Below are 12,595 nucleotides of genomic sequence, written 5' to 3'. Positions count from 1 at the left end.
GATCCCCAGGTGGCGGCGCGGATGCAGCGGCATCTGCAGACGCTGGGAACCAGCTACAGCACCACCGCCCTGGGGGCGCGCGCTTTTGCCACGGCAGCGCTGGTGGGATCCGTTTACGGCACCTTAACTTGGGAGGGGGAAACGCTGCTGGTGACGCTGCTGGAGGTCTCGCCTTCCAGCCCTTACCTGGGGCTGTCCCTGCGGCAACTGGCCCAGGATTACGACCTGGCAATTTTGCTGCATCACTCCCGACCGGGCCGGCCCTGTGTTTTCCCCAAGATCTGGCAGAAAGAGGGCGAGACGGTGTTGAAGCGGGGGGATCGCCTGTATGTGATGGGGACGGTGGGATCCCTGATTCGCCTGGCCCAGGGACGCCCTCTGCCGCCGGAGCTGTATCAAGTGCGCCTTTTGGAATGTCGCAACCCCTACTTTGAAGACGAGATCCTCTCCACCTTGGCGTTTTATGCGCGGCTGCCCAAGACGGCCCTGAAGCCGCTGTTGCGCTGTCTGCCGGCAGTGGTGAGTCCCCCTCTCCCCCGCGACAAGGCCATTAAGTTGGCCCGCCAACTGCGCAAAATGAGCACCGAGGTGCAGGTGTTTGCCCAGGTGCAGTCCGGCGAGCGGCGGATCCTTGAAGTCCTCTAGGGCTTTTCGGCCACAAGACGCACAAAGCGATTTTGCCCGTAGAGCTCCTGGGCCACGACTCTTAAACCAACCTTCTCCAACAGCCAGGCCAAGTCCTCGGCGCTGAAGCGGTTGTGCTCGTAGAAGTGGGTAAATTGATCCACCAAGGTATCTAGGGGGGTGTCCGGCTGAAACAGTTGGGCCTCGGTGGCGGCATCGAAGTAGAGGCTGAGGGGGGCGCGCACCCAGTCCACTAGCAAAAATCGTCCCCCTGGCTTGAGTAGACGCCGCACCGCTTGCAACAGGCGCACCGGCTGCACCATCTCGTGGATCACCACCACCGCCTGGGCCGCGTCAACGCTGCTATCGGGCAGGGGCAAATGGGGATCGTGGAGGTCCGCTTGCAGCAGTTGGATGCCGGGGATGTCTTTGAGGTCGGCTTTAGCCCGCTCCAACATGTAGGGCATCAGATCTACGCCGATCAACTGTCCGCCGGGGTAGCGCTGGGCCCACTGCCGGAGGACATACCCCGGCCCCGTTCCCAGATCCAGCAGGCAGGGCGCAGCAGGCAAGCAAGGCTCAACGTGCTGCTGCCAAAACCGCCAAAAGGCCTCGTTGAAGCGCCCAGGAGCCGTGGCCAGCATGCGCTCGCAAAAGCTGGGGCCACGGTGGTGCTGGTAAAGAAGCTGAAAGGTATCGAGGCCGGTTTGGGGCATGGCTGAGCATTCTCAACGAATCCTGGGAACCAGGTCAGCAGCGCAGGAAGGGCATCGAAGCAAATCAAAAAGGAATGTCGGCCTAGCGAGCGGAAGAAGCGGTGGGGAAGTTGGCGATGCCCGTTTCCAGGTCGTCAAAACAGGTCAAGACCTTTTCCATTGAGGTCAGGCGGAGGACAAGGGCGACGCTTTCGGGAACGCCACAGAGGCCGAGATTGCCACCGGCAGCCCGGCACTTGCGCAAGGCTGAGATCAGCACCCCCAGGCCCGAGCTATCCATAAAAGTAACCGCCGACATGTCGATCAACAGGTTGGTGTAGCCAAAATCCAAAACCTGCTGCAGCAACTGCCGGGCTTCGGAAGCGGCCTTGGCATCAAAACGACCCTCCAGGGGCACAATGGCTAGCTTTTGCCCTTGCGGAGTTTCAGCGGTACGGATGCGCAGCTTAAAATTCATCGTTTCCCGTCAAAACCTCATGCCCCACCTTAGCACCATCGGTTGCTGCTATTACCCCCTCGGCAGGAAATCCCTCTTATGCAGAAAGAGAGGGTATCCCTCTTTGCCATGGCAATTTCCAACTGGTTGAGATTGTCTGCGGGGCCCAGCGTTGAGGCAGCTACCCTCACTTCCTCTTCAGACGGGGAGCAATCCCTCACCCCCTACCCCTCTCCCTTTGGGAGAGGGGAGCTAGCCGCTCCGCCTGCAGGCAGAGGGATCCAACCTTGGCTCCCCATCTCAGATCCTGGCCGGATCGAGCGCATAAGTCGGCTCGAGGGCGGGAAGGGACATACGCAGGCGAGGACGGTGCATGGCCAGCAACTGGGCCAGGCGCCTGCGCAGCTCGGTTCGCGGCACAATTGCGTCGATGAGCCCGTGGGCCAGCAGATATTCGGCCGTCTGGAAGCCCTCCGGCAGCTTGCCCTTGCCGATGGTTTGCTCAATAACATTGGGCCCGGCAAACCCCACCTGGGCGCCGGGTTCGGCCAGGATCAAATCCCCCAACATGGCAAAGCTGGCAGTCACCCCCCCATAGGTGGGATGGGTGAGCACAGAGATGAACAATTGCCCGGCCTCGCGGTGCCTTTGCAGAGCGGCTGCCGTTTTGGCCATTTGCATCAAGCTGAGGATCCCTTCCTGCATGCGGGCTCCCCCCGAGGCGGAGAAGATGACTAGGGGCAGGTGATCGCGGGTAGCTCGTTCGGTAAGACGGGTGATCTTCTCGCCCACCACCGAGCCCATGCTGCCGCCCATAAAGCGGAAGTCCATCACGCCCATCGCCACTGGGATCCCTTCCAAGCTGCCCAGCCCGGTCAAGACGGCATCTTTAAGTTGGGTGCGCTCCTGATAAGAGGCCAGTCGCTCGGCGTAGGGCTTTTGGTCGAAAAAGTGCAGCGGATCGGTGGGGGCCAGGTGCTCGTCAAGGGGCTGCCAGGAGCCGGGATCCAAAAGCTGCTGCAGCCGCTGCGGGGCCGTGATGCGATGGTGATAGCCGCAGCTCGGGCAAACCTGCCAGTTCTGCTGCAGATCCTTGGTGTAGGTGAGGGCGTCGCAAGCCGGACACTTCTGCCACAGGCCGTCGGCGATCTCCCGCACTTGCCGCTCTTTGTCGAAGGGGCTGCTGCCGGTCAAGTTAAGGGAAGTCTGCTTGCGCCGCTCGGCAAACCAATCCAGTAAAGACATAGCCGCTGAGGTACCCCCCTAGCTAGGGATGGCCAGAGCTGAATCTGTAAGCCCTGCCGGTGAGCTGCGAAACTCATCTTAACGTTCTCAAGCTATCAAAGAATCGCCAAGCTGGAAATAGAGACTTGCAATAGCCCATGACCGCAGAAACCCAGTGGCAGGTGTTGACCACAGGGGATGGATCCCTGACCTTTTTCTCCCAAGAGTTCGGGCAGGCTTTCCATAACACCAGCGGCGCTGCCCAGGAAGCGCTGGAGAAGTTTGTCCGCCCTTGCCGGCTGGATCGCCTGCCGTTGGAGCGGGATCCGGACGATCCCATTCGCCTCTTGGATATTTGCTTTGGCCTCGGCTACAACTCCGGCCTGGCCTTGGAGACGATTTGGCAGGTGCGGCCCGATTGCCCTGTGGAAGTCATTGGCCTGGAGCGATCCCCAGAGGTGCCCCGCCAGGCCTGGCAGGTGGGGGTGGGATCCACCTGGAGCTTTGGCCAGGAGTGGCAACACTTGATCGAGCAGGGATCCTGGCAATCGCCGCGCTGGCGGGGAACCCTGCTGTGGGGAGATGCCCGGCAAACCCTGCTCCAGGTGCCGCCGGGATGGGCGGATGCGGTGTTTTTGGATCCCTTCTCCCCTTCGGTTTGCCCGGAGCTGTGGACGGTGGACTTCTTGCGGGCAGTGGCCGAGCGAATGCGCCCCAGCGGGATCCTGGCCACCTATTCCTGTGCGGCGGCGGTGCGGGCGGCCTTGCTGGAGGCGGGGCTATTCATTGGCTCGACGCCGCCGGTGGGCCGCCCCTGGCCGGGCACGGTGGCCTCGCCCCAACCGCATCACCTGCCGCCCCTCTCGCCCATGGAGTGGGAGCACCTGCGAACCCGCGCCGCGGTGCCCTACCGGGATCCTACCTTGCAAGGGGATAGAGCCCAGATTCGGCTGCAACGCCAGCGAGAACAGCAAACTTCACCCCTTGAGCCCACTTCCGCCTGGAAACGCCGCTGGCCTGTGCAAGCCTAGCGACCGGAGTGCAGATCTGGGCAGCTTTTGCCGGAATTGCTGTCTGAGTGTATCCAAGACACCTGCACCAGTCCCGTACCCTTACGCAAGCTGCCGCGTCTTGACAAAGTTAAGCTAAAGTGAAGCCCTCTCTCCGGTGAGCTGCTATGTCTCCTTCGGCCTCTGCCGGTACACTGGTTGTCCTTTGTGCTGAACAGCACCGTGTTACCCTGCAGTTCTTGGCTCGCCTCTCTCGAGCTCCGGAGTTAGATCTGGAGCAGCGGCGTCTCTGTGTGCAAAGGTTGCGGCAGCGCCTCTCCCGCCACATTCAACTGGAGCGCCATGTCCTTTACCCGCTGCTCAGGACGGCTCTGGCGGCGGATCCCCACCGCAGCGCCCAAATTGACCGGCTGGAGCAGCAGTTGCGGGATCAGATCCCGGAGCTGACGCGCTTTTTGCACCAGGCGGAGCGCGACCCGCAGCAGTTGGATCCCACTTCTGCTCTTCACTTCTATCGGCAGTTGCGGGCCCAGTTCGAGCAGGAAGAGAAGCTCTTGCATCCCCTCTTTGCCCAGCATGTTTCCCCCGCTGCAGAGCAGCAGCAGTTGCGCCTGTTCCGCAAGCGCCTGCAGGCCAGCGCCTCCAGTTCTGCTGCCGGTCGTCGCCCCAGCTTGGAGGAATGGGAGCGGCAGGCAGTAACTCGCCCTGTCTTTCCCCACGAACGCCTTTAGCCTCCGCAAGGTAGCACGGCGTCGATGGCCACCCCTTAGCCAAGGACGGTCTTGTCTTTGGATTTTGCCTTGGGTAACTTTCTGCTGGTTTTGGCAAGCTGGCTTGTGGTACTTTTTCCCCAGCCGACCCCTTGCATCGATGCAACCTTGGGATCCCGAAACCTACATCGATCAGAGGGCCCAACTCCTGCATCCCGACCATCGAGCGGAGGTGATCGAAAACTTCGCCCGCTTCTTGCCCCTTGCTCAACAGCTGCTGGAGCTTCCGTTGCTGCCGACGGTTGAGAAGATGAGCCTCTAACCCAGCCCCTCTCCTTTGTCGGCCTGCCAACATCCCTGCCCTTTGGCGTACAACTGGTGGCTGCCCCCTACCAAGAGGCCAACCTGTTGCGGGCCGCCGCCCATCTGGAAGCGCTGGGGATCCCGGATGCGCGGCCTGCCTGAGCCAGGAGATGCTCCCTCTAGGCGCGTTTGAACCATATCTAGTGTTTTAATTTTGAATCCTTTGCTCCAGACGCTAAATTTATAATCTCCTCGATAGGGGTAAAAATGTGCCACTCTTGAGGGCCGCTTTTGCCCCTTTGTTTTTGCCAGAGAGTTTGAATCTTGCCGGGGCAGGACGTGAGCTGTTTGCCCAGAGAGAGGAAAATCTTAAAGTAAAATTAATCCCACGGTTGTTGTAGCGAATAACCTCTTTTCCGGCTTGGGTCGATAGAATGAGCGGCATAAAATGGACATGGCACCCCCACCTGGACTCTGCACTATGGATCACCCTACTTTTCTGGCCCAGCGCTACACGAAACTGTGCGAGGCTTATCTCTCGCTCAACGAAGCCTTCGCCAAATTAGATCACTCCCACAGCCGCCTGCAGAAGAGCTTCAGGAGGCTTCTGGTCACGGCCCGGAAAGCTTTGGATGAACTGCCTATCCTGCGGCAGGACGTCGAACAGTTACAACAGGGCGTCGAACAAAGGGATCGCTTGGTCCGTTCCCTGCGAGAAGAACTTCGGGAGAGAGAAGCTCGGCTGGGCGAGCTGATTGCCAACTATGACCAAGTCTGTCACGAGCTGGAGTCCACCAAAGCAGATCTGTTGAGCGCTCAGGCGTTGATTGAAAAACTGGAAGCAGAGAATGCCCAACTTTTGCAACAGTTGAGTCGCCTCACCAGTTTGGAGGAGGAATTGGCAAGCTTGACAGAACGGCTGAACCAAGCAGAGGCAGCCCGCCAAGCGTTGGAGGCCCGCAACCGTGAGCTGGAAGCAGCCCTGGGAGAGCGAGATCGGCAAGTGGATAGCCTGCAAGCGCGGCTGGCGCAATTGGAGCGAGAGAACGCCTCGCTGAAGGCGCAACTGTCGCAGGTGGCTGACCTGCTTACCGAGGACTCGATCAATCTCCTGCAAGAAACCGAGAATGCCGTCAAGGCCGATGAGGAGGTGCTGCCCCTGGTGCTGGCCTCGCTGCCAGAGACTGAGCGCCTTATGCAAGAGGCCGAGCAACTCCTCTCCTCTTGCTCAGAGCTGGTCCAAGTGAAACCACAAGCGGCTTGATCTGAGGGTTAGCCTTCCAGCCAGGGCTGACAACTGCACACCAGGTGACGATCCCCGTAGGCGTTGTCAATGCGGCTGACGCTGGGCCAGAACTTGCGCTCCTTGACCCACGGGAGGGGATAGGCGGCTAGGGAGCGAGGGTAGGGGCGATCCCAGTGGTCGGCGGCCACTACCTCGGCGGTGTGGGGGGCAAGTTTAAGGGGATTGCGCACGGGATCCATCTCGCCCCGCTCGATGGCAGCAATCTCCTGGCGAATGGCGATCATTGCCTCACAGAAGCGATCCAGCTCTTCTAGGGATTCGCTCTCGGTGGGCTCCACCATCATTGTCCCCGGCACCGGCCAGGAGATGGTGGGGGCGTGGAAGCCGTAGTCCATTAGCCGCTTGGCTACATCCTCCACCTCAATGCCGGCGCTTTTCTTGAGGGGGCGCAGGTCCAGGATGCACTCGTGGGCCACCCATCCCCCCGGCCCTTTGTAGAGCACCGGGTAGTAGGGATCCAGCCGCTTGGCGATGTAATTGGCATTGAGGAGGGCCACTTGGGTAGCTAGGGTAAGGCCGGCGGATCCCATGAGGCGGATGTAGGCCCAGGCAATGGGCAGGATGCTGGCACTGCCCCAGGGGGCGGCGCTGACCGGGCCGTTGCAGCCGGGCAAAAAGGGGTGGCCGGGCAAATGCGGCAGCAGATGACGGGCAACGGCAATGGGCCCCACCCCCGGCCCGCCGCCGCCGTGGGGGATGCAGAAGGTCTTGTGCAGGTTGAGGTGGCAGACATCGGCCCCCAGCTCCGCAGGGCGGCAGAGGCCCACCTGGGCGTTGAGGTTGGCCCCATCCATGTACACCTGCCCCCCGGCCTCGTGGATCATCTGGCAAATCTGGCGGATCCCTTCCTCAAACACCCCATGGGTGGAGGGGTAGGTAATCATCAGGGCAGCCAGGCGTTCCCGGTGCTGCTCCACCTTGGCCCGCAGGTCTTCGAGGTCGATGTTGCCGGCCCTGTCGCAGGCCACGCTCACCACCTGCATCCCAGCCATGACAGCGCTGGCGGGGTTGGTGCCATGGGCAGAGGTGGGGATCAGGCACACCTGCCGCTGGCTTTCCCCTCGCGCCTGGTGGTAGCGGCGAATGGCCAGCAAGCCGGCGTATTCCCCCTGAGATCCGGCGTTGGGCTGCAGGGAGACGCCAGCAAAGCCCGTGATCTCCGCCAGCATCTGCTCCAACTGGGCAAAGAGGGTTTGATAGCCGCGAGCTTGTTCCAGGGGCACAAAAGGATGGAGCTGGGCAAACTCCGGCCAGGTCATCGGCAGCATCTCGGCTGTGGCGTTCAGCTTCATGGTGCAGGAGCCCAAGGGGATCATGGAGTGGACAAGGGAGAGATCCCGGCTCTGCAGGCGGTGGATGTAGCGCAGCAGCTCCGTTTCCGAGTGGTAGCGGTTGAACACCGGATGGGTGAGGTAGGGAGTGGTGCGCAAGAGCTGGGGGGGCAGGCTTTGGTTGGCATCCAAACCCAGGCCCTCGACATCCCAGGCTGGCTCTTCAGAGCCGGCAAAGATCTGCCAGAGATCGCGCAGATCCTGAGCGGTGGTGGCCTCGTCCAAGCTAATCCCCAGGGTCATCTCGTCGATCCGGCGCAGGTTGATGCGCCGCTGGGCGGCCCGCTCTTGGATCTGCCCAACCTGGGCGGGGGACTCTGCCCTTACCCAAAACGTGTCGAAGAAATACTCTGGCCCCACCCTGTAGCCCAGCTGGCGAATCGCGGCCGCTAGGTGATGGGCCTGGCGGTGGATGCGTTCGGCGATTTGCCGCAGGCCTCGGGGGCCGTGATAGACGGCATACATGGAGGCCACCACGGCCAAGAGCACCTGGGCGGTGCAGATGTTGCTGGTGGCCTTGTCGCGGCGGATGTGCTGCTCCCGGGTTTGCAGAGCCAGGCGCAGGGCCGGCCTGCCCTGAGCATCCTGAGAGATCCCCACCAGGCGCCCCGGCAGCAGCCGTTTGTGGGCCTCGCGAGTGGCAAAGTAGGCGGCATGGGGGCCGCCGTAGCCCAGGGGCACCCCAAAGCGCTGGGTGGATCCCACCACGATGTCCGCCCCCCATTCTCCCGGCGGCTGCAGGAGAGTCAGGCTGAGCAAGTCGGCAGCTACGGCCACCACCATCCCCCTTTGGTGGGCCCGCTCCACCAGCTCGCGGTAATCCCGGATCTCTCCATAGGTGTTGGGATACTGCAAGAGCAATCCAAAGCCGTTCTCCAGCTCCAACTGCGAAGGATCGGCCACACGCACCTGGATCCCCAAGGGCTCTGCCCGCGTCTGCACGACGGCAATGGTCTGGGGATGGCAGCCGCGATCCACCCAAAAAACTGGGGATTGCTTGCCCGCTAAGGTGTAGGCCAGGCTCATCGCTTCGGCGGCGGCAGTGGCTTCGTCCAGCAGGGAGGCATTGGCGATCTCCATGCCTGTTAGATCGATCACCATCGTCTGGAAATTGAGCAGGGCCTCTAGCCGCCCCTGGGCGATCTCCGCCTGGTAGGGGGTGTACTGGGTGTACCAGCCGGGGTTCTCCAGAATGTTGCGCTGAATCACCGGCGGCGTCAGGCAGTTGGAATAGCCCATACCCAAAAAGGAGCGCCACACCTGGTTCTGGGCCGCCATCGCCCTCAGCTCCGCCAATACTTGTTGCTCGCTGCAGGGGGATCCCAGGCCCAGGGGTCGGCTGCTGCGGATGGCCGCCGGTACCGCCTTATCCACTAATTCCCGTAGAGAGCTCAGCCCTAAGGCGTGCAACATCTGACGGATTTGCTGGGCGTCCGGCCCGATGTGCCGCCAGAGGAAGAGTTCTCGCTGCTCTAGCAGCTCCAGCTCGGCATCGACGGCAGAGAGGGGTTGAGGCGTCTCCCGTCCAGAGGGGCTGAGGGGATGGAGGATGGTGGAGTCGGACATGGGGCAAAACAAAAGCGATGGAAAGTCGGTCAGCCGCCAAAAGGCTATTCCCCGATCATAGTTGTTAAAAATTGTTTCTGTCGGGATCCAAATTTGAATCTGGGTCTCGATTCGGGGGAGCGGGGATGAGACACTAAATGGTCGGAGAATGTTAGCGACCTATCCCCTGAGCGTTGTCATGACTGCTTTCAACTCTGTCTGGAGAGGTGGTGCTATGCGTCGGCTCCTGTCCGCCTTGGTGTCTATCCTGTTGCTGCTCTGTCTGTGCTTGGTCCCCTTGGGGATCCCGGCGGTGGCGGCGGAGCTGCCGCCGGTGAAACATCTTGACACTCCCATCGACGTGAACAACACCATCCTGCGCAACTACCGCCAGTTGCCCGGCTTCTATCCCACCCTGGCCCGCATCCTAGTAAAAAATGCTCCCTACAACAGCCTGGAGGACATGCTGCAGATCCCAGAATTGACGGAGCAACAGAAGGCCTTGATCAAGGCGAACGCGGAGAACTTCGTGTTTGGGGAGTACCAAGAGGGAGCCAACCAACTGGAAAACCGGATCAACCAGGGATACTACGGCTGATCCTGGCAGGGTCTGCAGGGGAGAAAGCTTTCTGCTTCTCTGCAGCTTTTATGAAGCCTGCGTCGACATACCCCCCATCCCTAAAGGGCGGGGATTCTTGTTCTTGGTTCCACGACAGCACTTACTAACTAGTGGCTAGTGGTTAGTAATTAGTGACGGGCCACTAACTTCTTCACCTACTTGTCACTACGCCAGATCTCCCCAAGCGTTCCCGAACCCCCCTCTGTCCCCTCGTACACGGGGGGATGAAAGGGGGGCCCAGTAGTTCCCCAATGGCCTTGGGAATTCCCCCGCTAGTTGTGAGACCCAAGGGGAGCTGCCCTCCTCAGTCTCTATCCCCCGTCGCCAGAGTACCCCGAAGGTTTTGATGGGCTTAAAATAGCCCATGGTGCTCATCGAGCCAAGTGGATGGAGCCAACTTCGAGAACATTTCCAACTGCTGTCTCGTCAGCCCAGGGAGATCCCCGCATCGCCGAGATCACGCAGCGGGGAGTGGCCGAGGTCTTCCCAGGGGGAGCGGCAGCCTTGGCGGAGCGCCTGGCCACCACCGATCGCCCCTTGCGGGTGAAGCTGGGCATCGATCCCACGCGGCCGGATCTGCACCTGGGCCATGCGGTGGTCTTGCGCAAGTTGCGCCAGTTCCAGGATGCTGGCCATGTGGCTATTTTGCTCATCGGGGACTTCACGGCGCTGGTCGGGGATCCCACTGGCCAATCGGAGGCGCGTCCCCGTCTGACGCCGGCAGAAGTGGAGGAAAATGCCCGCACCTATCTGGAGCAGGCTGCCAAGATTTTGGACTTTGCCACCCCTGGCCGGCTGGAGGTGCGCCGCAACAGCGAGTGGCTGGCCCGCCTTACCTTGAGCGAGCTAATCGAGCTGCAGGCTCAGATGACGGTGGGGCAGATGTTGGCCAAAGAGGACTTTGCCCAGCGCTACCGCTCGGGGACGCCAATTTATCTCCACGAATTTCTCTACCCCCTCCTGCAGGGCTATGATTCGGTGGCCCTGGCAGCCGACGTGGAACTAGGGGGGACTGACCAGCGCTTTAACCTCCTGGTTGGCCGGGAGCTGCAACTGTGGAAGGGCCAAACCCCTCAATTTTGCCTGACGGTGCCCCTGTTGGAGGGCTTAGATGGCTACCAGAAAATGTCCAAGTCCAAAAACAACTACGTGGGCCTGACCGAGGATCCCCTCACCATGTACTCCAAGCTAGAGAAGGTGCCGGATCAGCTGGTGGAGCGCTACTTTGAGCTGCTCACCTCGGTGCCCCCCTCGGAGCTGCCGGCGGATCCCCGCCAGCGCCAGATCCTCTTGGCCAAGACCCTCGTGGCCCAATTTCACTCTTCTGAAGCCGCAGAAGAGGCGCAGCGCACCGCCCAAGCGCTGGTGTTACAAGGCAATCTCGTTGAAACGGGATCCATCCCCACTTTTGCCATCCAGTGCTTGTCTTACCCGGTAAAACTGAGCTACATCCTGCGCGAATCCGGCCTCTGCAAGAGCGCTGCCGAGGCCCGTCGGCAAATCCAAGGGGGCGCCGTGCGGCTGGACGGGCAAAAGGTGGAGGATCCCGACCTGGAGTTTGCCCAAGCCTCTGAGCTGGACGGGCGGGTTTTGCAGGTGGGCAAGAAGGCCTTCTGCCGCTTGGTGGTCGGCACAAACTAGTCAGCTTTGGTTTTCTCCCCTCACCCCCAACCCCTCTATGAGGGGAGCTCGATGGTTCCACAACTATTCAACAGGTGGGGATGGGCTTAAAGCCGAGCCCGGATTTCTTCTGCTTGGTCTTGGCTGAGGGGTTAAACAGCGGCGAAGCTAACACGGGCTCTGGCCGGGGCCGGATCGATCTTGCCTCCGCCACAGCTTCGGCGAGCTTTTGCCGCACCAGCTCTTGGGTCTCCAAAATATTGGGATCCGCCGCCCATTCCGGGGCTTCTTTGACCGGATCGTCTTCGGAAGTGAATTCCAAATCGTAAACCTCGTTGCGGTAAGTGGGGTTGAAGCACTCCCAGGCGCGCAGGCTGTAGAAGTAGGGGAATAGCCGCACCATGCGCTCGATATCCAAGTGTTCGGCAAAGCGCCGAAAGGCTTCTTCTTCGGAAACCGGAAAAGGCGCATAATGCTCGGAAACAAACCACTGCAAAAACTTTCGCGCCTCCGGAACGATCTGCTCTGGGGCCATGGATCCCAGCGCTGCCGCGTTGAAGCAGTTGACCAAAAGGTGCTCCAGAAGCACAGCGTTGTACTCGGCAAAGCAGGTTTGCTCGCGGCTTTCTACCGGCTGCCAAGGCATCTTGCCGTTGGCGGCAATGAACAAGTGAACCAGGTCATGCGAGGGATTGGTTTGGATGGAGCCGTGCCCCTCCAGCTTGGCCCCGTCACAGCTAAAGATCTGGTACTGAGGGCTCCAGTAGAACTTCAGTTGCTTGGCCGCCATGTTTGACCGTCCTCCTCACCCAGAGGGATCCCTATTAGAGCTTACACCTGTGGACGGGTTCCCATGCACCTCAGGCGGCGTCTGCCCGCCTTCGGGAGAGGAGATGGGGGCAAAACTGGACTGCCAAGCTTTTTCTAGGCTGGCCGGCAAGCCTCTTGAAGCTCCCCAACCCCACGGGCCATGCTTCTAAAGCCAAAGTTAAACAAGGACGCTTATTTTAAAAAAACTGTCACCTCTGAAAGCCATCGCCTGAGGATCGACAAGTTTTTACAGCCTGTTAAGGGCTCAAGGGGTACAATAGCAGCACTTAGCAAACCAACTTCGGAAGGAGGATGGATTGATCAGTAGTAAAGAAGTCTTC

The 12,595-nt window shown here is 60.7% G+C and carries 12 protein-coding genes and 1 pseudogene; 7 read left to right on the top strand and 6 right to left on the bottom strand.

Features of this window, described 5'->3' with window-relative positions:
- Positions 1 to 645 (top strand): annotated as a pseudogene (locus NW809_RS06120) (potassium transporter TrkA); the annotation flags it as partial.
- Here NW809_RS06120 and NW809_RS06115 read toward each other — a convergent pair.
- The 3 genes from NW809_RS06115 to accD form a co-directional block, all read right to left on the bottom strand.
- Positions 642 to 1,340 (bottom strand): class I SAM-dependent methyltransferase, encoded by a 699-nt coding sequence (locus NW809_RS06115; RefSeq protein WP_099812983.1) that lies wholly within the window; start codon positions 1,338 to 1,340, stop codon positions 642 to 644. The pseudogene NW809_RS06120 and the gene NW809_RS06115 overlap by 4 nt on opposite strands.
- 82 nt (positions 1,341 to 1,422) lie before the next feature.
- Positions 1,423 to 1,797 carry an STAS domain-containing protein gene (locus NW809_RS06110; RefSeq protein ID WP_414401741.1) on the bottom strand — a complete coding sequence of 125 codons (375 nt, stop codon included), beginning with the start codon at positions 1,795 to 1,797 and terminating at the stop codon, positions 1,423 to 1,425.
- 279 nt (positions 1,798 to 2,076) lie between these two features.
- On the bottom strand, positions 2,077 to 3,021 hold the full coding sequence (gene accD, locus NW809_RS06105; protein ID WP_011430918.1) for an acetyl-CoA carboxylase, carboxyltransferase subunit beta: 945 nt from the start codon (positions 3,019 to 3,021) through the stop codon (positions 2,077 to 2,079).
- 137 nt (positions 3,022 to 3,158) lie between these two features.
- Between accD and NW809_RS06100 the strand changes: the two genes are divergently transcribed.
- The 3 genes from NW809_RS06100 (at position 3,159) to NW809_RS06090 (ending at position 5,042) form a co-directional block, all read left to right on the top strand.
- On the top strand, positions 3,159 to 4,031 hold the full coding sequence (locus NW809_RS06100) for a tRNA (5-methylaminomethyl-2-thiouridine)(34)-methyltransferase MnmD (protein ID WP_041438476.1): 873 nt from the start codon (positions 3,159 to 3,161) through the stop codon (positions 4,029 to 4,031).
- A gap of 146 nt (positions 4,032 to 4,177) precedes the next feature.
- Positions 4,178 to 4,741: a hemerythrin domain-containing protein gene (locus NW809_RS06095; RefSeq protein ID WP_414347013.1), complete on the top strand. Its 564-nt coding sequence runs from the start codon at positions 4,178 to 4,180 to the stop codon at positions 4,739 to 4,741.
- Between the two features lie 139 nt (positions 4,742 to 4,880).
- Complete coding sequence (locus NW809_RS06090; RefSeq protein WP_414347014.1) at positions 4,881 to 5,042, top strand: AtzG-like protein; 162 nt, start codon at positions 4,881 to 4,883, stop codon at positions 5,040 to 5,042.
- Here the strand turns inward: NW809_RS06090 and NW809_RS06085 are convergent.
- On the bottom strand, positions 5,039 to 5,221 hold the full coding sequence (locus NW809_RS06085; protein WP_168174230.1) for a hypothetical protein: 183 nt from the start codon (positions 5,219 to 5,221) through the stop codon (positions 5,039 to 5,041). The two genes, NW809_RS06090 and NW809_RS06085, sit on opposite strands and share 4 nt — an antisense overlap.
- Before the next feature lie 283 nt (positions 5,222 to 5,504).
- Between NW809_RS06085 and NW809_RS06080 the strand changes: the two genes are divergently transcribed.
- Positions 5,505 to 6,287 carry a hypothetical protein gene (locus tag NW809_RS06080; protein ID WP_099834815.1) on the top strand — a complete coding sequence of 261 codons (783 nt, stop codon included), beginning with the start codon at positions 5,505 to 5,507 and terminating at the stop codon, positions 6,285 to 6,287.
- 8 nt (positions 6,288 to 6,295) lie between these two features.
- Here NW809_RS06080 and gcvP read toward each other — a convergent pair whose 3' ends face one another.
- Positions 6,296 to 9,226 carry an aminomethyl-transferring glycine dehydrogenase gene (gene gcvP / locus NW809_RS06075; RefSeq protein ID WP_414401740.1) on the bottom strand — a complete coding sequence of 977 codons (2,931 nt, stop codon included), beginning with the start codon at positions 9,224 to 9,226 and terminating at the stop codon, positions 6,296 to 6,298.
- Positions 9,227 to 9,440: 214 nt separating this feature from the next.
- Between gcvP and psbU the strand changes: the two genes are divergently transcribed.
- Both psbU and tyrS read left to right on the top strand, forming a co-directional pair.
- Complete coding sequence (gene psbU, locus NW809_RS06070) at positions 9,441 to 9,803, top strand: photosystem II complex extrinsic protein PsbU (protein WP_041438474.1); 363 nt, start codon at positions 9,441 to 9,443, stop codon at positions 9,801 to 9,803.
- Between the two features lie 408 nt (positions 9,804 to 10,211).
- The gene (gene tyrS, locus NW809_RS06065) at positions 10,212 to 11,465 is read left to right on the top strand and encodes a tyrosine--tRNA ligase (protein ID WP_099812990.1); all 1,254 of its coding nucleotides are present in this window, start codon (positions 10,212 to 10,214) and stop codon (positions 11,463 to 11,465) included.
- Positions 11,466 to 11,532: 67 nt separating this feature from the next.
- Here tyrS and NW809_RS06060 read toward each other — a convergent pair whose 3' ends face one another.
- Positions 11,533 to 12,234: a hypothetical protein gene (locus NW809_RS06060; protein WP_414401739.1), complete on the bottom strand. Its 702-nt coding sequence runs from the start codon at positions 12,232 to 12,234 to the stop codon at positions 11,533 to 11,535.
- Between the last annotated feature and the right edge of the window lie 361 nt (positions 12,235 to 12,595).

Source organism: Synechococcus sp. WC101 (assembly GCF_047461555.1).
GTDB lineage: Bacteria > Cyanobacteriota > Cyanobacteriia > Thermostichales > Thermostichaceae > Thermostichus.
This window is presented reverse-complemented; position numbering and strand designations above follow the sequence as displayed.